The following is a 16,767-nucleotide window of genomic DNA, read 5'->3' as shown; positions in this document are numbered from 1 at the left end:
GGAGGCGTTCGTCAACCATCTGGATAGAGAGTACGTGATTAGCGGGCAGCAGCCAGCTCGTGCTCTTTATTGTCATCTTCGCGATCGAGCGTCATGCGATGCAGTTTAGACGCTGTTAGCAGCATCAGCAGTGCAATCACGCCAGTAGCAATACCGATTTGCATAAACACGTGGCTGTAAATCGCCAGTGAAGCGTGGCTGTCCGTGATGTCAGTGGCAGGAACCGCAGTCAGACCCGCAACGTAACCAGCTATGATCGCCGCCGCCGCGGTAGTCAGGAACCACGCACCCATGATGAAGCCCATCAGGCGCTGTGGAACCAGCTGTGCCACCATCGCCAGACCCAGACCGGAAATCATCAATTCGCCAATACTTTGCAGCGCGTAGCTCAGCACCAGCCAGTTAACAGAGACGATGCCTTGCTCGCTCGCCATGGTTGCGCCCCAAGGCAGAACCAAGAATGCACAAGAACACAGCACCATACCAATCGCAAACTTGTGCGGCATTGGCATTTTGTCGCCGACTTTGGTGTAAATCGCCGCCAGAATCGGGCTAGCCACCATGATCCAGAACGGGTTCAGCGCCTGGAACTGCTCCGGCTGGAAGTTAATGCCCAGCAGGTCGTGATTGACGTTATGGATAGCGAAGAAGTTCAGAGAGGTCGGCATCTGGCTGTAGAGCACGAAGAACACAATGGCTTCTAACATCAGAATGAACGCGACAATCATCTTGCGACGGGCAATGCCTTGCATACCAAATGTCTCTTTGGCGAAGACAATAATGATACCCACAGACACCACTGCCAGCACCAGACGGGCAATAGTTTGGTTATGCAGCAACCAGCTGGAGATAAACACCAGCACCGCCACGCCAACCAGCACCATCAGCAATTTTTTGAATTGCAGCGGTTGGAAGTCAGGCTTAGAACCTTGGCGCTTAACCCATTTGCGGCAGAACATGAAGTTCAGCAGGGTGATCAGCATACCCACCACGCTCAGGGAGAACGCGACGCTCCAGCCGTAAGTCGCCGCCAACCAAGGCGTCGCCAGCATAGAGAAGAAGGAGCCGATGTTCACCGACATGTAATACATGGTGAATGCGCCATCAAGACGCGGGTCATCTTTTTCGTAGCAGGTTGAAAGCAATGAGGATGGGTTTGCTTTAAACAGGCCGCTACCGACGGCGATAGTCGCCATACCTAAGTAGACCCAGAAGATGTCGTGGCCAGAATAGGCAACGAATGAGTAGCCAAGCGCCAGAACGATAGCACCGAGAACAATCACACGTTTCGAGCCGAGAACTTTATCCCCTAACCAGCCACCGATAGCCACGAAACCGTAGACCAGCGCGCTGAAGGAAGAGAAGAGGGTAATGGAGTCCGCTTCGCTGAGGCCAAGCATTTTGACCAGATAGACGGCCATGATCCCTTGCAGGCCGTAGTAACCAAAACGCTCCCACAACTCGATAGAGAAGATCAGGTAGAACGCTTTAGGTTGTTTGAAAGCGTTCAAACTGACGCTTTCTTCTTTGGATGTGTTTTTGTTTGCTGTTGACACTAGAACCTCGGTTTATCACTCCCTGCCCTGAACGACAGGAGACACATAAGTGGCGCGAAATAAGCACCCTTTGCATTGTTATAAGATGGGATGACGGCGGGTAATGTTCCCTATCTTCGTAAACGAGGCAAGGAGTTTGACATCTTCTGTTACATATAACTCGGCCATGCTGATGAAACTGTGTTCGAAATGTTATGCAGAATTAAAAATTATGTTTTTGTCGTGCAGCAAATGATTCTATCGTTCAAATAACAAACTAATAAATTATCCACCTAATATATGGGGTTGATTAGTTTTGATAGTGAATGTGTTTGATTTTCAATGAATAAACCGTGCATAAACGCCGCGTAAGGTTTTTTAGCTAGTTTATTGTATTTATGAGGATGTGCAGGGAGAGTCTTTACAAAGACGGCGGCGATTGTAGTGTGATCTACTTCACTTTTTAACACTAAATTTTCGCTAGGAAATAAGATTAATACGACTAATAGCGGTTATGAAGGGAAAAGGCTGTAACAAAAAAGCTACCGGCAGGTTAAAACTCTGCCGATAGCTTTGAAAATAGCGCGGGGTAAAAAGGCGTCTTAACCTTGCTCGGTGGTGTCGCCTAGCGTCTGGATCAGGCGATTTGACCAAGCGAAAAGGGCGCTGGTCAGCAGAATATCCAGAGAGTGCGCCGCGCTGTAGCCTGCGTCAGAAAGCGCCTGCAAGGCTTCAACATTAAAGCGTTCCGGGGTGCGAGTCAGCGACGCGGTGGTGTGCAACAGAATTTGCTCCGGCGAGGCGTCTACAGGCGCTTTGGCGGCTAAAGCACCGGGTTTGCTGACATCGCACTCTTCATCAAACAGTGACTCGATAAGACCTTTTTCGCCACCGGCTTCCAGATAGAAGCGGCCGTGGATGCTGGCACAGTGCAGGCAGCCATTGAGCCGTGAAGTGGTCACCGCCGCCAGCTCGCGCCAGGTGGCTTTTTGCTGCTCGCGGGCGTGCATCACGTGGTTAAACACGGCGGAGAATTCGCTAAGACAGGGCGCATCCTGCACTAACAGCCGGTAGAAGGAGGATGAGCGCGCGTCTGGCGCGATCAGGTCCAGCACGTCCAACTGGTACTTATTGGCTTTCTCCAAATCTACTTCTGGCAGACGAGATTGCCACTGGCGCAGGGTCAGTGAGAAACCGTTTTGCGCGCAGTTTTCAGGCGCCGGGAAACCGGGAAGCACGGCAGCCACGCGCCCGCGCAGGGCACCCAACACCGCCAGTACCCGCGCCTGATAGCTAACAAATCCGATCAGCTGGGTAAAGGTGACGATATCCTTGGTGCTCAGGCCGACTTCGGTCAGTTGGGTGAGCATCGGCGGCGTGATAAGCGTCGGGTGGGTCGCCAACAGGCGGGCGAACTGGGTAATGTGGGTTTGGCGGATATTACTTTCACGGGAGGCGTCTGGGCTGGAGAGGGGGGCGAGGCGAGCAGCGTAATGGCTACAAAGTGGCTGCACCCCGGTCACCTGAGCGACGGTCAGCGCGCTGCTTAAACGGTCGTAGAGAGACAGCGTTTCAGTGCGCGATAAAACCACTTTTTCCGGGAATAGCGCGTCATAGGCCGCGCGCGAGCCTTCCAGCAAGCCGGAGTGTTCGGCAAAAAGACGACGTAATGTTGGGTCGAGTTGGGCATCTAGCCCAAGAAGAAAACGATCTTGCACAAGAGCAGCGTGCGGGTCATGCGGCAAATGACCATGCTGACTGGATTGTGTTTCGTGATACCAGCCGTTATGAACGGCTCGGCGCTGTTGTTCCATGATCGGGTCCTTTGCATGAGGCAAAATTTCAGACCCTATCCTTGCTGATACGCGTTGCCATATAAAATAATGTTAAGCGATAAATAATAGCTAAAAAGAATAGAAAGCTAAGGAATCGCGACAGAAAGCCATAAGGCGGGGCTTTCTACTGGCAGAGAATAAAAAAACCGGCCAGTAAAAAATTTACCGCCGGCTCTTATTCGCTGCGCACTAACGCAAATTTTTGCTTAATTTCACTGGATATGAAGTTTACTTTAGCTTTTCCCACCATCGCGTCGCCATGCGTCAGCGCTTAATGCTTCACCGAAATGGCTGGAAATTAACCGTTTGGTCAGGTCATGCAGCGGCGCGGCGAGCACTTCGGCGGTATTTCCGCGCTCCACCACTTCACCGCCGTGCATCACAATCACCTGATCGCTGATGTGCTTCATCATGCCCAGATGCTGAGTCACATAGATGTAGGAGATACCCTGCTTCTCTTGCAACTCAAGCATCATATTGATGATTTGCGAACGCATCGACATGTCCAGCGAGGCCAAGGCTTCATCGGCGATAATCACCTTTGGCTGCAAGATAAGCGCGCGGGCCAGCGCCACGCGCTGCTTCTGCCCGGAGGCCAGCATGTGCGGATAATAATAAGCGTGGTCCGGCAGCATGCCCACCAGACGTAAAGTCTGGTTGATGCGCTGCTCGCGCTGCGGGCCGTCCAGCTCGCCGTTTAGGCGCAGCGGGGCTTCCAGCAGTTGGCCGATACGCTGGCGCGGGTTGAGCGAGGTGCTCGGGTCCTGAAAAATCATGCGGATTTGCTGACTGCGGAAACGGTAATCGCCGTAGTTCAGCGGCTGGTCATCAATCAGGATCTCGCCGCCCGTCGGTTCTATCATCCCCGAGAGCATTTTGGCCAGCGTCGACTTGCCGGAACCGTTTTCACCAATGATCGCCAGCGTTTGGCGCTCGCGCAGGGTGAAACTCACCGGTTTCACGGCATCAAGGTCCATTTTGCGGAACAGTCCGGTGCGATAACGGAAGGTTTTGCTCAGATTGCGAACTTCAAGCAGGGTCTCAACCATCATTGCTCCTCCATGTTGAGCGGGAAGTGGCAGGCGAAGGCGTGAGTCTTAACCACTCGCAGACGCGGTGTCTCAATACATTTCTTTTGTGCATAAGGGCAGCGCGGCCCCAAACGGCAACCCACCGGCAGATGCTCCAGCGAGGGAATGGCGCCGGGCAGGGTGTTTAGGCGGCTTTTGTGCGGCAGCGAGCGGCCAAAGTCCGGCATGGCGCGGATTAAGGCTTGGGTATAAGGGTGATGCGGCGCCACCAGCAGGTCTTCACAAATGGCGCTTTCCACCGTTTGCCCGCAATACAACACGTTAACCCGATTGGCCCACTTGCTCATCATTTGCAGGTCGTGGCTGATAAGCAAAATGGTGGTGTTGTTGTTCTGGTTGAGCCGCGAAAGCAGGCGGAAAATCTGCGCCTGCGTGGTCGGCTCCATGGCATTGGTCGGTTCGTCGGCAATCAGCAGCCGTGGCTGATTGGCCAGCGCGATGGCAATCATCACTTTCTGGCATTCACCCTCGGTCAGCTCATAGGGGAAGCTCGCCATGATGTCTTTGTGATCTTTAATCCCGACGCGGTGCAGCAGCTCAATGGCGCGGCGCTTGCGCCAGCCGAAACGCTGATACCAGTGGCCTTTGTAAGTCCATCCGGGGATCGCCTGCATCAGCTGCTTGCCGATGCTTTCGGACGGGTCGAGACAGGACTGCGGCTCTTGGAAAATCATCGAAATGTTCTGACCAATCAGGCGGCGGCGTTCGCGCGGCGACAGGTGCAACAGGTCAATGTCGTCGAAACGCATACGGTCGGCGGTAACCCGCCAGTTGTCTTTGGTGACGCCGCAAATAGCTTTGGCTATCAGGCTCTTGCCTGAGCCAGACTCGCCCACCAGCCCGCGAATTTCGCCGGCGTTGAGCGTCATGCTCACTCGGTCGACGGCTTTTACCGGGCCGTCGGAGGTCATAAATTCAATGGTCAGATTGCGGATATCGAGTAACGGCATTATTCCACTCCCGCATTAATTGCCCGACGCATACCGTCACCCAGCAGGTTTATCAGCAACACGCTGACCAAAATCGCCGCGCCCGGCAGCATCACCGACCAAGGAGCAACATAGACCAGTTCGAGCGAATCCCCGAGCATGGCTCCCCATTCCGGCGACGGCAGTTGCGCGCCTAAATCAAGGAAGCCCAGCGCCGCGATGTCCAGCACCGCCATCGACAGCGCGCGGGTAAACTCGGTGACTAACACCGCCACGATATTTGGCAGCACCGCGTAACGCAGGATTTGCCAAGTCGACGCGCCGTCCAGTCGCACCGCGATGACATACTCTTTTTCCAGCTCGTCGTGTACCGCGCTATAGATAGTACGGGCGATGCGAGGCAACAGCGCCATCCAGACCGCGAGCATGGCGTGTTCAAGTTTCGGGCCGATAAAGGCCACCACGATGATCGCCAGCAGCAGCGACGGGATAGACAGTAAGGTGTCGAGAATATGGTTAAGCACCGCCGACTTCAGCCCGCGGGTAATGCCAGCCAGCACGCCGATAATCACCCCGAAGAAGGCGGCGGCGAGCGTCACCAGCACTGCGCCGCCGAAGGTCGGGGCCGCGCCGGTTAAAATGCGACTCAGCAAATCGCGGCCAAGGTCGTCCGTGCCCAAGAAGAAGGCCACGTTGCCGTTTCGCGACCATGAAGGTGGCAGCAGCTGCGAGCCCAAGAACTGTTGGTCGAGGGCATAAGGTGCCAGCAGGTGGCCAAAAATACATAAGAACAGCAAACCCAGCACGCCATAAAAGCCAATCATCGACAAGGTGTCACGATAGAAAATCCCCCACATCTGGCGGAACGGGCTTGGCATCTGTTTTTCACGGTATACGTTATCGAAGGGCATACCATTCCTTATGTTTCAATGGGTTGGTTAATGCACCGAGGATGTCGGACAGGACGTTGACCACAATCACCAGACTGCCAACAATCATCACCCCGGCGGAAATGGCGGCGTAATCCTGCTGGCGAATGGCGTTAATCATCCAGCGGCCAACTCCCGGCCAGTTAAAGACCATTTCGGTGATCATCGCCAGCGTCAGCATGCTGGAGAACTGGAGGCCCAGCTTAGGGATAATCGGCGGCAGGGCGTTGTGCAGCACGTGGCGGCGAATGATGGTCAAGCGCGACAGCCCGCGAGTGGCGGCGGCTTTGACATAGTTTTTGGTTAGCACGTCGTCGGTGCTGATGCGCATCAGGCGGATCACTTCGGTGGTCGGTGCCACCGCCAGCGCGGCGATAGGTAGGATCATATGGCGAATGGCGCTGACTATCATCTCATGGCGATAAGGCGAGTCTGACATCCAGGCGTCAACCAGCGTCAGTCCGGTCACCGTTTTCAATTGATAGAGCAAATCCAGCCGCCCGGATACTGGCAGCCAGCCGAGCTGTAGCGAGAAGAACAGCATCAGCAGCAGGGCCAGCCAGAACACCGGAATGGAGAAGCCGAGCAGGGCCAGCGTGCTGATGGCCACGTCGGGCCATTTGCCGCGCATCACGCCCGCGGTGATCCCTAGTGGAATACCCACCAACAAGGCCAGCGTGAATGCCAGAACGCACAGCTCCATGGTCGCCGGGAACACGGCTTTCAGCTGGCTGCTGATGTTCTCGCCATTAATGCTCGAGACGCCGAAGTCAAACTGGAACAGGCTGGTGAAGTAGAAGCGATAGGCGTCCCATAAGGATGCTCCGCGCAGTGGCGCATTCGGCGTGAAATAGCTCAGGCTGAAGGCCACCATGCTCAGTAAGAACAGGGTGATCATCAGCAGCAGCAAACGCCGTAAAATGAAGATAATCATGGCGCTTCCTTGGTTTCGGTATCGCGGAATACCCCGGCAAACGAGGAGTTACCAAACGGACTCAGCACCAGCCCTTTAATGTCGTAGCGATAAGCCTGAAGGCGCAGCGAGGAGGCCAGCGGCAGCACCGGCAACTGCTCTTCAAGGATGTGCTGCGCCTGCTGATAATACTCAATGCGCTGGGAAAGCTGCTGAGACAGCAAGCCTTGGCGCAGCAGCTGGTCGAAGTCAGGATCACACCAATGAGCATAGTTGGTCTGCGAACGGATTGCCGCGCAGCTCAGCATCGGGCGGAAGAAGCTGTCCGGGTCATTACTGTCCGTCGCCCAGCCCGCCAGCGTCAGATCATGGTTCATCTCCATCAACCGGGCTTCCTGAAAACGCCCCTCGACCGGCACGATAATCACTTTGATCCCCACCTGAGCTAAATCCGCTTGGATCAGCTCGGCGGTTTTCAGCGGGCTAGGGTTGTAAGACTGCGAAACGGTCGGCACCCACAGGCGCAGGGTGAGTTTTTCCTGACCGAGATCTTTGAGAATTTGCCGCGCTTTGTCCGGGTTGTACTCGGTAACCGTGGCGTTGCTGTCATAGGCCCAAGAGGCGCGTGGCAAGATAGACGCCGCCGTCTCGGCCGTGCCGTAATAGATCGACTGCATCAGGCGCTGGTTGTTGATAGACAGGGCAATCGCCTGACGAATGCGCGGATCGTTGAGCGGCGCTTTATTGGTATTGAAGGCCAGATAAGCCACGTTCATGCCGGGGCGCAGGGTCAGCCGCAGCCGTGGGTCATCGCGCAAAATAGAGAGCTGACTGGCCGCCGGATAGGCCAGCACGTCGCACTCGCCGGTGAGCAATTTGGACAGACGCCCGGTACCACCGACGCCCATGTCAATCACCACTTGCGCCATGCGCGGCACGCCTTTCCAGTATTCGCCATTGCGCGCTAGACGCACATATTGCCCAGTGCGGTACTCACTGAGCTGGAAGGGACCGGTGCCAATTGGCTGGCGGTCAATCTGCTCTTCATTGCCTTTTTTCTGCAAATCATCGGCGTACTCCGCCGACAGAATAGGCGCGTAGTGGGTGGCTAAATGCCACAGGAAAGAGGCGTCCGGCTTGTTCAGGCGGAACTCCACCGTGTAGTCATCCAGCTTTTTGACGCTTTTCACCGCGTGGGCGAATTGCAGGCTGTCGAAATAGGGATAATCGTCGCCGTTGACGCTGTGATAGTGATTCTGCGGATCGATAATGCGCTGGGTGCTGAACACCACGTCATCCGCGTTCATTTTACGCGTCGGGGTGAACCACGCTGTGGTCTGGAACGGCACGTCTTTGCGCAGGTGGAAGCGATAGGTCGCGCCGTCATCCAGCACTTCCCAGCTCTGTGCCAACTCCGGGATCAGCCGGTAGGTATAAGGGTCAACGTCTAACAGCCGGTCATACAGCTGCGCCGCAAGGGTATCAATAATCAGGCCGCTGCTGGCTTTCTGCGGGTTAAAAGTATTCACCATGCCATTCACGCAATAGACGAAACCGCTCTGGCGGATATCGGCGTTTTGCACCACGGGGCGCGGGCTGGTGACGGGTGGCTGTTCGGGCGGTGTGGCAGAAATCGCCGCATTCGCGAAACCACCCAGTAATAGCATCCACAATGTTAGACGACGCATAAGGGCTTCAATGTTAAGTAGCAATGGCTTAAGTGTACCGTACTCTGCCAGCCTCCCCAATCCATTGCGTCAAACTCCGGTTGATCTGTCGAGACTTCACGCAATTTAATGCAACGACGTGAAATAAAGGCCTTGAAATTCTACGTCAATTGTAATGTTATAATATAACAATTCATCATAATGTAGGTTGAACCGTTGCGGCCTGCATCATTTCTTTCGAGGTCTTTATGGCGTTATTACCCGTTACCGTGCTGTCAGGTTTTCTTGGCGCAGGTAAAACCACCGTGCTCAACCATATTTTGAATAACCGCCAAGGGCTGCGCGTAGCGGTTATCGTGAATGATATGAGTGAAGTGAATATTGATGCCGCGCTAGTCTCCAATGAGATCACTCTTGACCGCCAGCAGGAGAAGCTGGTGGAGATGAGCAATGGTTGCATCTGTTGCACCCTGCGCGAGGATTTGCTGATTTCCGTGCGCGAGATGGCGCAGACCGGGCGGTTTGATTATCTATTGATTGAGTCGAGCGGCATTTCTGAGCCGCTGCCGGTGGCTGAAACCTTCACCTTTGAAGACGAAGAGGGGCAGAGCCTGTCGAAATTTGCCCGTCTCGACACGCTGGTGACGGTGGTCGATGGCGTCAACTTTATGCAGCAGTATCAAGAGGCGCGCAGCGTGCAGGAGGCGGGGGAGAGCCTCGGCGAAGATGACGAGCGCAGCGTGACTGACCTGCTTATCGACCAAATCGAATTCTGCGACGTGCTGCTGGTGAGCAAAACCGACTTGCTCGACAGCTTCCAGCAGCGCGAGGTGATTGCGCTGCTGCAAAGCCTCAATCCAGAAGCTGACATTATTCCGATTGCGCCGGGCACCTTGCCGCTGGACCGCGTGCTCAACACCCATCGCTTTGATTTTGCCAAAGCGCAGCAAGCCCCGGGCTGGCTAAAAGAGCTGCGCGGCGAGCACACGCCGGAAACCGAAGAGTACGGCATCAGCAGCTTTGTCTACACCGCGCGCAGGCCGTTTGATCCCGATAAGTTCTATCGCGTGGTACATGGCGACTGGGGCGGCGGCACCTTATTGCGCTCCAAAGGCTTCTTCTGGCTTGCCACTCGCCCGCGCCACGCGGGAAACTGGAGTCAGGCCGGGGGCATCGCGCGCTATGGTCTGGCGGGCACCTTCTGGAAAGCCTTGCCGGAGCGCGACTGGCCGCAAGATGAAGAAACCCGAGCCCATATTATGGAAAAGTGGCAGGAGCCGTTTGGCGATATGCGCCAAGAGATCGTGTTTATCGGGCAGAACTTAAATAAGGAAGAGATCGTGCGCAGGCTCGACGACTGCCTGTTGAGCGTCGAGCAAATGGCGGAAGGCATTGATAGATGGCTAGAAATGGCCGATCCCTTCCCGGAGTGGTGATCCACAGGGACATTAGGGCTATTAGTTCAAAAGAAACAAGTAGTTGCATGGTTAGTGTGGTAATGAGAAAAATTCTCAACAAACCACTTTACAGACGATACTGATAACCATTATCATCCTTTCATCGCTTGAGGGAGACCTGCTTGGGCCTCGCTTAATCGGTACGACATTGCTCACATTGCTTCCAGTATTACTTAGCCAGCTCGGGTGCTGGCTTTTTTTTTGCCTCTTTTTAGCCGTTCTCCTCGCCCTTCACCTGAATATCATGTTTCTTCAGCATTCCGCGCAGCTGGTGATAAGTCACATCCAGCAAATCGGCGGCTTTGCGCTGATTAAATCGCGCCTGCTGCAAGGCTTGCTCAATTAACTGCTTCTCCTGCGTGTTGACCCACTGCTTCAAATTCACCGGCAGGGTGGGTAAAGCGCTGGCGGAGGAAGTCTCAGGTGCAGGCTCCTCAGAGGCCGCGTTATGGCGAGCAAAAGGGTTAAGAATAATGTTGTCGAGCGGGAAGTCGCTGCTGCCATGGCGGTACATCGAGCGCTCCACCACGTTTTTCAGCTCACGCACGTTGCCCGGCCAGCGATAGGTCAGCAGAGTGTGCTTGGCGTGAGGGGTGAAGCCGGGGAACAGCGGCAGAGACAGCTCGCGGCACATCTGGATGGCGAAGTGCTCGGCCAACAGCATGATGTCCTGCTGGCGCTCGCGCAATGGCGGCAGCTGGACCACGTCGAAAGCCAACCTGTCGAGCAGGTCGGCGCGGAATTTCCCCTCGGCGGCTAACGCGGGCAGGTCGTCGTTGGTGGCGCAGACCAGACGCACATCCACCTGTAGCGGCTGGCTGCCGCCCACGCGCTCCAAGTGCCCATACTCAATCACTCGCAACAGCTTTTCCTGCACCAGCATTGGCGCGGTGGCTAGCTCGTCAAGAAATAGGGTGCCGCCGTCGGCGCGCTCGAATCGCCCAAGATGGCGCTTTTGCGCGCCAGTAAAGGCGCCCGCCTCGTGACCAAACAGCTCGGAGTCGAGCAGGTTTTCATTCAGCGCCGCGCAGTTCAAGGAGATAAACGGCCCCTGCCAGCGCGGAGACAGATAGTGCAGGCGGTGGGCGATCAGCTCCTTGCCACTGCCGCGCTCGCCGGTCACCAGCACCGGCTTATTAAGCTTCGCCAATTGAGAAACCTGCTCCAATACTTCGATAAACGCATTGGCTTCGCCCAATAGGTTGTCGGTAGTTTCGGCCATCCTTGCTCCCTTTGATGCTAATTGGCGGTTTTGAGGTGGTGAAAAAAACTAATTTTTAGTTAATTTAATCATACGTCAAATATCGCTAAATGGACGGAAAAATAAAAATCGCTATAATTCAATATGATATAAGAATTAAAAAAGTTGGCACGGGATTTGATATAGGTATTACACGCAGTCGTTAACTGATTAATGGCTGGCAGTATTCACCGGTAACACTTGGCCGGACGTTTTATGACTTGTTGCCCGGGGTTACCGGAGGACAACAGAATCAAAGAGGAATTTTGACTATGGGTATTTTTTCTCGTTTCGCTGACATCGTAAATGCCAACATCAACAACCTGTTGGACAAAGCCGAAGATCCACAGAAGCTGGTGCGCCTGATGATTCAGGAAATGGAAGATACGCTGGTGGAAGTGCGTTCTACCTCGGCTCGCGCCTTAGCGGAAAAGAAACAGCTGAACCGCCGTATCGAGCAGGGTGAAGCGCAGCAGGCCGAATGGCAGGACAAAGCCGAGCTGGCTCTGCGTAAAGACAAAGACGATTTGGCTCGCGCCGCGCTGATTGAAAAGCAAAAGCTGGCTGACTTGGTCGCCACGCTGAAAAATGAAGTTACCGTGGTTGAAGAGACGCTGGATCGCATGAAGTCGGAAATTGGTGAGCTGGAAAATAAACTGACCGAAACCCGTGCACGCCAGCAGGCGCTGACGCTGCGCCATCAGGCAGCTTCTTCTTCACGCGACGTTCGCCGCCAGTTAGACAGCGGTAAGATTGATGAAGCCATGGCGCGTTTCGAGCAGTTCGAACGCCGTATCGACCACATGGAAGCTGAAGCAGAAAGCGTTAGCATTGGTAAAAAGAAGTCGCTGGACCAGCAGTTTGCTGAGTTGAAAGCTGACGATGAAATCAGTGCGCAAATCGCGGCATTGAAAGCTAAGATGCAAGGCAATCAGGACGCGTAATTCGCTTGAAAAACCTGCCTGTTCGCAGGCAGGTTGTTGCAGGATAAATGTCGTTCCCGGCAGTAATAAGACTCATAAGGAGATGCAATGAGCTTCCTGTTTTTAGCCATTCCACTGACCATCTTTGTGCTTTTTGTCGCACCTATCTGGTTGTGGCTGCACTACAGCAACCGATCGCAAAGTGGTAATCAGTTAACCCAGCATGAGAAGCAAAATCTCGCGCAGTTAACCCAAGACGCGCGCCGCATGCGCGAAAGAATTCAGGCGCTGGAAGAGATTCTGGATGCCGAGCACCCAAGCTGGAGGCAGTCATAATGGCGAGAAGTCTTGCAGAACGTAAGCTGTACCGCGTGCCGGAAGAGGGCGTGTTTAAAGGCGTGCTGGCCGGGCTTGCTCACTACCTTGGCGTGCCGGTAATGCTGCTGCGCGTGATGGCCGTACTGTCGATTTTCTTCGGCCTGTTTATGTTTACCGTGGTGGCCTACATCGTGCTGTGCTTTGTGCTAGAACCGGCACCAGCCCACGAGTTTGATGATGAAAATCAGCCGTCACCAAGAAATTTGCTGGATGAAGCCGACCGCGAATTAAAAGCCAGCGAGCAGCGTTTACGCCAGGTTGAGCGTTACGTGACCTCGGAAACCTTTGGCGTTCGCAGCCGTTTCCGCCAGTTGTAATGTCCCTATTTGCCGAAGCTGCCGTGCGGCGGCTTCGGGCCTTTCCTTCCATCCGCTAAGGGTTTTCCCCGCAAAAGGAGTGTATTTATGCGTACTCTGACTTCCTCGCTGCCGGGCAATCGCAGCCTGCTGAAGAAAGTGTTCAGATTCGCCGTCATGGTCGCACTGACTTTCGTGCCCGCTGGGATGGCCGCTCGCGTGCTGGGCGTGGTAGGAAAAGGTCCACTGCGCTATGTTTTAGCACTATTATTAGAGCCCCTGTTCAAAAGAATTTTGACCGCGTTATTTGGGCGCTACGCCACGGAGAGCAATGAAAAGACTACAAAACGAGTTTAATTCACTGGTCAATCGCGGTATGGACCGGCACCTGCGTCTCGCGGTGACCGGTCTTAGCCGTAGCGGCAAAACCGCCTTTATTACCGCCTTCGTCAATCAGCTGCTGCACTTACACAGCGGCGCACGTTTACCCCTTTTCTCCGCCGCGCGCGAAGAGCGCCTGCTTGGCGTCAAGCGCGTGCCGCAGCGCGACCTCGGTATCTCTCGCTTTACCTATGATGAAGGCATCGCCCAGCTGCACGGCACGCCGCCGAACTGGCCGACCCCAACGCGCGGCGTCAGTGAGATTAGATTGGCCCTGCGCTATCGCTCCAACGAGTCGCTGTTGCGCCACTTCAAAGATACTTCCACCCTTTATTTGGAAATTGTCGACTATCCCGGCGAATGGCTGCTGGATTTGCCGATGCTGGAGCAGAACTATCTCGACTGGTCGCGGCAGATGGCGGGCCTGTTGCAAGGGGATCGCGCCGAATGGGCCAAGCCTTGGTTAGCACTCTGTCAGCAATGTGACCCTTTGGCTCCGGCGGACGAAAACCAGCTGGCGGCTATTGCGCAGGCTTACACCGACTACCTGCATCGCTGCAAACAGGAAGGTTTGCACTTCATTCAGCCGGGGCGCTTCGTGCTGCCGGGTGACTTGGCCGGCGCACCGGCGCTGCAATTCTTCCCCTGGCCTGAGATGCAAAAGTACAGCGACGCCCAACTGGCGCAGGCTGACAAGAACAGTAATTTGGGCATGCTGCGCGCGCGGTTTGACTATTACTGCCAGTCAGTGGTCAAGGGCTTCTATAAAGACCATTTTGTCCGTTTTGACCGCCAAATAGTGTTGGTGGACTGCCTCCAGCCCTTAAACAGCGGGCCGCAGGCCTTTAACGACATGCGGCTGGCGCTGACGCAGCTGATGCAGAGTTTCCACTATGGCAAACGCACGCTGTTCCGCCGCCTGTTCAACCCTTGCATCGACAAACTGATGTTTGCCGCCACCAAGGCTGACCATATTACGGGCGATCAGCATGCCAATCTGGTGTCGCTGCTCCAGCAGTTGGTGCAGGAGGCGTGGCAGAACGCCGCCTTTGAAGGGATCAGTATGGACTGCGCGGGCTTGGCCTCGGTGCAGGCCACCGAAACTGGGATTGTGGAATATCAGGGGCAGTCAGTGCCTGCCTTGAAGGGCCATCGCCTGCAAGACGGCGCGCCGCTGACCGTGTTCCCCGGAGAAGTGCCTGCCAGACTGCCGGGCGCGGCGTTCTGGCAGCAGCAGGGGTTCCATTTTGATGAGTTCCGCCCGCGCGAAACCAGCGTGGACGCGCCTTTGCCGCACATTCGGCTGGACGCCGTGATGGAGTTTTTACTGGGAGATAAAATGCGATGAGCGAACCTATCAAACCGCGTATCGATTTCGAACAGAGTATTAAGGAGCCGGAACAGCCGGTTCTGCGCGCTGGGCAGGCGTTTGACGGCGTTCAGGCCGAGCGCTTTCTGCCGGTTTCCAGCGAGGCTGAGATTGAGCAGCAAGAGGGCGAAGCCGAGGCGGTGATTAACCGCGCGCTGAAGCCGCGCCGCAGCCTGTGGGGCAAAATGGTGCGTCTCGGTGCCGCCGTGTTTGGCGTCAGCGTGATAGCTCAGGGTGTAGAATGGGTGCATACCGCGTGGGTTCAGCAGGATTGGGTAGCGCTGGGGGCTTGCACCGCCGGTGGCCTGATCGTGGTGGCGGGCGTGGGTTCACTGCTCACCGAGTGGCGGCGTTTGTATCGCCTGCGCCAGCGTGCCGACGAGCGCGACGTTGCTCGCGATTTGCTGCACAGCCACGGTTTAGGGCAGGGGCGCGCGTTCTGCGAAAAATTGGCCGGGCAGGCCGGGCTGGATAAAAGCCATCCGGCCTTGCAGCGCTGGCAGGCTTCTCTGCATGAAACCCAGAATGATCGCGAAGTGGTCGAGCTTTACGCCCGGCTGGTTCAGCCAGTATTGGACGCTCAGGCGCGACGCGAAATCAGCAACTCGGCGGCCGAGTCGGCGCTGATGATCGCCGTCAGCCCGCTGGCGCTGGTGGATATGGCCTTTATCGCTTGGCGCAATTTGCGTCTGGTGAATCGCATCGCGGTGCTGTACGGCATTGAGTTGGGCTATTTCAGCCGACTGCGCCTGTTCCGACTGGTGCTGTTAAATATCGCTTTTGCCGGGGCTTCTGAGCTGGTGCGCGAAGTCGGCATGGACTGGATGTCGCAAGACTTGGCGGCTCGCCTCTCGGCCCGTGCGGCTCAGGGGATTGGTGCCGGGCTGCTGACCGCCCGTTTGGGTATCAAGACCATGGAGCTTTGCCGCCCGCTGCCTTGGCTGGAAGGGGATAAGCCGAAGCTGGGGGATTTTCGCAGTGAGTTAATCGGCAAACTCAAGGCCAGCATGACCAAAACCGACAAACGCAATGTTGGGGTTTAGCGAATTGCTTTGCGGCAAAAAGGTGCGGTAAAAACATGCACCAAAAAGAAGGCGCTCACCGAGGTGAGCGCCTGCATGAACCCAATTATAAACTCAGGTTGTGAGCTATTAGGTTTAGATACTATTTACCGTCAGACTAGGAGGTCAGGTAATCGTTAGCTCTACCCAGCGCGTCTGAAATTTGGCCGTAAGCCTTATTCACCGCATTGCCGGTATCATCTACCGCTTTTTGACCAAAGTTTGACAGGCGGTCAGCAACTTTATTTACATCTTCCGACCAACCAGCACCATTAACCATTTCAATGTCACGTTCTGTTAACTGTTTCATCTTGGGTCATCCTCTTAGTTTGTGAAAACTGAGATCCCGACTTCCTGAGATCCGATGAATACAGGAGTAAGAAAGATATTTGTTTTCGTACTCATGTCCTCATGTGACTTAAGCCTAGGACACTCAGCGGCTGAGGTGATTAGGAATAATCTCCATAAATGTAATATTTATGTAAATTGTTGATATGTAATAAATTAAAATTAAACATTTTTGAGTTTTTATATTTACCCGCCATTTATCACTATTGATGATTATTAAGTAACCTGATGAGAACGTTACGCAAAGTTCTATTTTTAACCGCCCAGCGCCAAGTGTTGTTATTTATTTCTAAGTCTGTGTGGATATAAATATTTCGCTATTACTTAGCAGATAATCAGCAAAGGAAATATTAACGCTGCGTGATTGGATTGCTGGGAAGATATTATGACATTGGCGATAAACAGAGCAGTGGTC

The 16,767-nt window shown here is 54.7% G+C and carries 16 protein-coding genes; 7 read left to right on the top strand and 9 right to left on the bottom strand.

The features are described 5' to 3' along the window. Positions 1-38: 38 nt before the first annotated feature. From dtpA to sapA, 7 genes are all read right to left on the bottom strand, one after another. Positions 39-1,556, bottom strand: a complete 1,518-nt coding sequence (gene dtpA / locus GEAM_RS10030) for a dipeptide/tripeptide permease DtpA (protein WP_034791084.1) — start codon at positions 1,554-1,556, stop codon at positions 39-41. Between the two features lie 581 nt (positions 1,557-2,137). Then, entirely contained in the window at positions 2,138-3,349 is a 1,212-nt protein-coding gene (locus tag GEAM_RS10025; RefSeq protein ID WP_034791082.1) for a CMD domain-containing protein, read from the bottom strand. A gap of 254 nt (positions 3,350-3,603) precedes the next feature. Next, complete coding sequence (gene sapF / locus GEAM_RS10020; RefSeq protein WP_034791080.1) at positions 3,604-4,419, bottom strand: putrescine export ABC transporter ATP-binding protein SapF; 816 nt, start codon at positions 4,417-4,419, stop codon at positions 3,604-3,606. Beyond that, positions 4,419-5,411 carry a putrescine export ABC transporter ATP-binding protein SapD gene (gene sapD, locus GEAM_RS10015; protein WP_034791078.1) on the bottom strand — a complete coding sequence of 331 codons (993 nt, stop codon included), beginning with the start codon at positions 5,409-5,411 and terminating at the stop codon, positions 4,419-4,421. The genes sapF and sapD overlap by 1 nt, the downstream gene beginning before the upstream one ends. Beyond that, positions 5,411-6,301 (bottom strand): putrescine export ABC transporter permease SapC, encoded by an 891-nt coding sequence (gene sapC, locus GEAM_RS10010; RefSeq protein WP_034791076.1) that lies wholly within the window; start codon positions 6,299-6,301, stop codon positions 5,411-5,413. The genes sapD and sapC overlap by 1 nt, the downstream gene beginning before the upstream one ends. Next, complete coding sequence (sapB, locus tag GEAM_RS10005; RefSeq protein WP_034791074.1) at positions 6,288-7,253, bottom strand: putrescine export ABC transporter permease SapB; 966 nt, start codon at positions 7,251-7,253, stop codon at positions 6,288-6,290. The genes sapC and sapB overlap by 14 nt, the downstream gene beginning before the upstream one ends. Then, entirely contained in the window at positions 7,250-8,920 is a 1,671-nt protein-coding gene (gene sapA, locus GEAM_RS10000) for an ABC transporter substrate-binding protein SapA (protein ID WP_034791072.1), read from the bottom strand. The genes sapB and sapA overlap by 4 nt, the downstream gene beginning before the upstream one ends. Positions 8,921-9,147: 227 nt before the next feature. Here sapA and zigA point away from each other — a divergent pair, with 227 nt between their 5' ends. Next, complete coding sequence (zigA, locus tag GEAM_RS09995; RefSeq protein ID WP_034791069.1) at positions 9,148-10,335, top strand: zinc metallochaperone GTPase ZigA; 1,188 nt, start codon at positions 9,148-9,150, stop codon at positions 10,333-10,335. Positions 10,336-10,567: 232 nt separating this feature from the next. Here the strand turns inward: zigA and pspF are convergent, their stop codons facing one another. Further along, positions 10,568-11,578 (bottom strand): phage shock protein operon transcriptional activator, encoded by a 1,011-nt coding sequence (gene pspF / locus GEAM_RS09990; RefSeq protein WP_034791067.1) that lies wholly within the window; start codon positions 11,576-11,578, stop codon positions 10,568-10,570. A gap of 290 nt (positions 11,579-11,868) precedes the next feature. On the opposite strand from pspF, the gene pspA reads away from it, so the two are divergent. From pspA to GEAM_RS09960, 6 genes are all read left to right on the top strand, one after another. Beyond that, entirely contained in the window at positions 11,869-12,540 is a 672-nt protein-coding gene (pspA, locus tag GEAM_RS09985) for a phage shock protein PspA (RefSeq protein ID WP_034791066.1), read from the top strand. Between the two features lie 87 nt (positions 12,541-12,627). After that, the gene (gene pspB / locus GEAM_RS09980; protein ID WP_034791064.1) at positions 12,628-12,855 is read left to right on the top strand and encodes an envelope stress response membrane protein PspB; all 228 of its coding nucleotides are present in this window, start codon (positions 12,628-12,630) and stop codon (positions 12,853-12,855) included. Further along, positions 12,855-13,214, top strand: coding sequence for an envelope stress response membrane protein PspC (pspC, locus tag GEAM_RS09975; RefSeq protein WP_034791063.1), 360 nt, complete (start codon positions 12,855-12,857; stop codon positions 13,212-13,214). The genes pspB and pspC overlap by 1 nt, the downstream gene beginning before the upstream one ends. Before the next feature lie 87 nt (positions 13,215-13,301). After that, positions 13,302-13,550, top strand: coding sequence for a phage shock protein PspD (locus GEAM_RS09970; protein WP_034791061.1), 249 nt, complete (start codon positions 13,302-13,304; stop codon positions 13,548-13,550). After that, complete coding sequence (locus tag GEAM_RS09965; protein ID WP_034791058.1) at positions 13,525-14,922, top strand: YcjX family GTP-binding protein; 1,398 nt, start codon at positions 13,525-13,527, stop codon at positions 14,920-14,922. The genes GEAM_RS09970 and GEAM_RS09965 overlap by 26 nt, the downstream gene beginning before the upstream one ends. Next, the gene (locus GEAM_RS09960) at positions 14,919-15,986 is read left to right on the top strand and encodes a YcjF family protein (RefSeq protein ID WP_034791056.1); all 1,068 of its coding nucleotides are present in this window, start codon (positions 14,919-14,921) and stop codon (positions 15,984-15,986) included. Before GEAM_RS09965 ends, GEAM_RS09960 begins: the two co-directional genes overlap by 4 nt. Positions 15,987-16,122: 136 nt before the next feature. Here GEAM_RS09960 and GEAM_RS09955 read toward each other — a convergent pair whose 3' ends face one another. Next, entirely contained in the window at positions 16,123-16,314 is a 192-nt protein-coding gene (locus GEAM_RS09955) for a hypothetical protein (RefSeq protein WP_034791055.1), read from the bottom strand. Positions 16,315-16,767 lie beyond the last annotated feature (453 nt).

This window comes from Ewingella americana ATCC 33852 (assembly GCF_000735345.1).
Taxonomy (GTDB): domain Bacteria; phylum Pseudomonadota; class Gammaproteobacteria; order Enterobacterales; family Enterobacteriaceae; genus Ewingella; species Ewingella americana.
Note: the sequence above shows the minus strand (reverse complement) of the source record. Positions and strands in the feature narration are given on the sequence as shown.

What these genes read in the sequence shown, in the direction of transcription:
- sapF (WP_034791080.1), bottom strand. Translation starts at nt 4,419, where the DNA reads ATGGTTGAGACCCTGCTTGAAGTTCGCAATCTGAGCAAAACCTTCCGT.
- pspA (WP_034791066.1), top strand. Translation starts at nt 11,869, where the DNA reads ATGGGTATTTTTTCTCGTTTCGCTGACATCGTAAATGCCAACATCAAC.
- sapB (WP_034791074.1), bottom strand. Translation starts at nt 7,253, where the DNA reads ATGATTATCTTCATTTTACGGCGTTTGCTGCTGCTGATGATCACCCTG.
- pspB (WP_034791064.1), top strand. Translation starts at nt 12,628, where the DNA reads ATGAGCTTCCTGTTTTTAGCCATTCCACTGACCATCTTTGTGCTTTTT.
- GEAM_RS10025 (WP_034791082.1), bottom strand. Translation starts at nt 3,349, where the DNA reads ATGGAACAACAGCGCCGAGCCGTTCATAACGGCTGGTATCACGAAACA.
- pspF (WP_034791067.1), bottom strand. Translation starts at nt 11,578, where the DNA reads ATGGCCGAAACTACCGACAACCTATTGGGCGAAGCCAATGCGTTTATC.
- GEAM_RS09970 (WP_034791061.1), top strand. Translation starts at nt 13,302, where the DNA reads ATGCGTACTCTGACTTCCTCGCTGCCGGGCAATCGCAGCCTGCTGAAG.
- sapA (WP_034791072.1), bottom strand. Translation starts at nt 8,920, where the DNA reads ATGCGTCGTCTAACATTGTGGATGCTATTACTGGGTGGTTTCGCGAAT.
- pspC (WP_034791063.1), top strand. Translation starts at nt 12,855, where the DNA reads ATGGCGAGAAGTCTTGCAGAACGTAAGCTGTACCGCGTGCCGGAAGAG.
- zigA (WP_034791069.1), top strand. Translation starts at nt 9,148, where the DNA reads ATGGCGTTATTACCCGTTACCGTGCTGTCAGGTTTTCTTGGCGCAGGT.
- sapD (WP_034791078.1), bottom strand. Translation starts at nt 5,411, where the DNA reads ATGCCGTTACTCGATATCCGCAATCTGACCATTGAATTTATGACCTCC.
- GEAM_RS09955 (WP_034791055.1), bottom strand. Translation starts at nt 16,314, where the DNA reads ATGAAACAGTTAACAGAACGTGACATTGAAATGGTTAATGGTGCTGGT.
- GEAM_RS09960 (WP_034791056.1), top strand. Translation starts at nt 14,919, where the DNA reads ATGAGCGAACCTATCAAACCGCGTATCGATTTCGAACAGAGTATTAAG.
- sapC (WP_034791076.1), bottom strand. Translation starts at nt 6,301, where the DNA reads ATGCCCTTCGATAACGTATACCGTGAAAAACAGATGCCAAGCCCGTTC.
- GEAM_RS09965 (WP_034791058.1), top strand. Translation starts at nt 13,525, where the DNA reads ATGAAAAGACTACAAAACGAGTTTAATTCACTGGTCAATCGCGGTATG.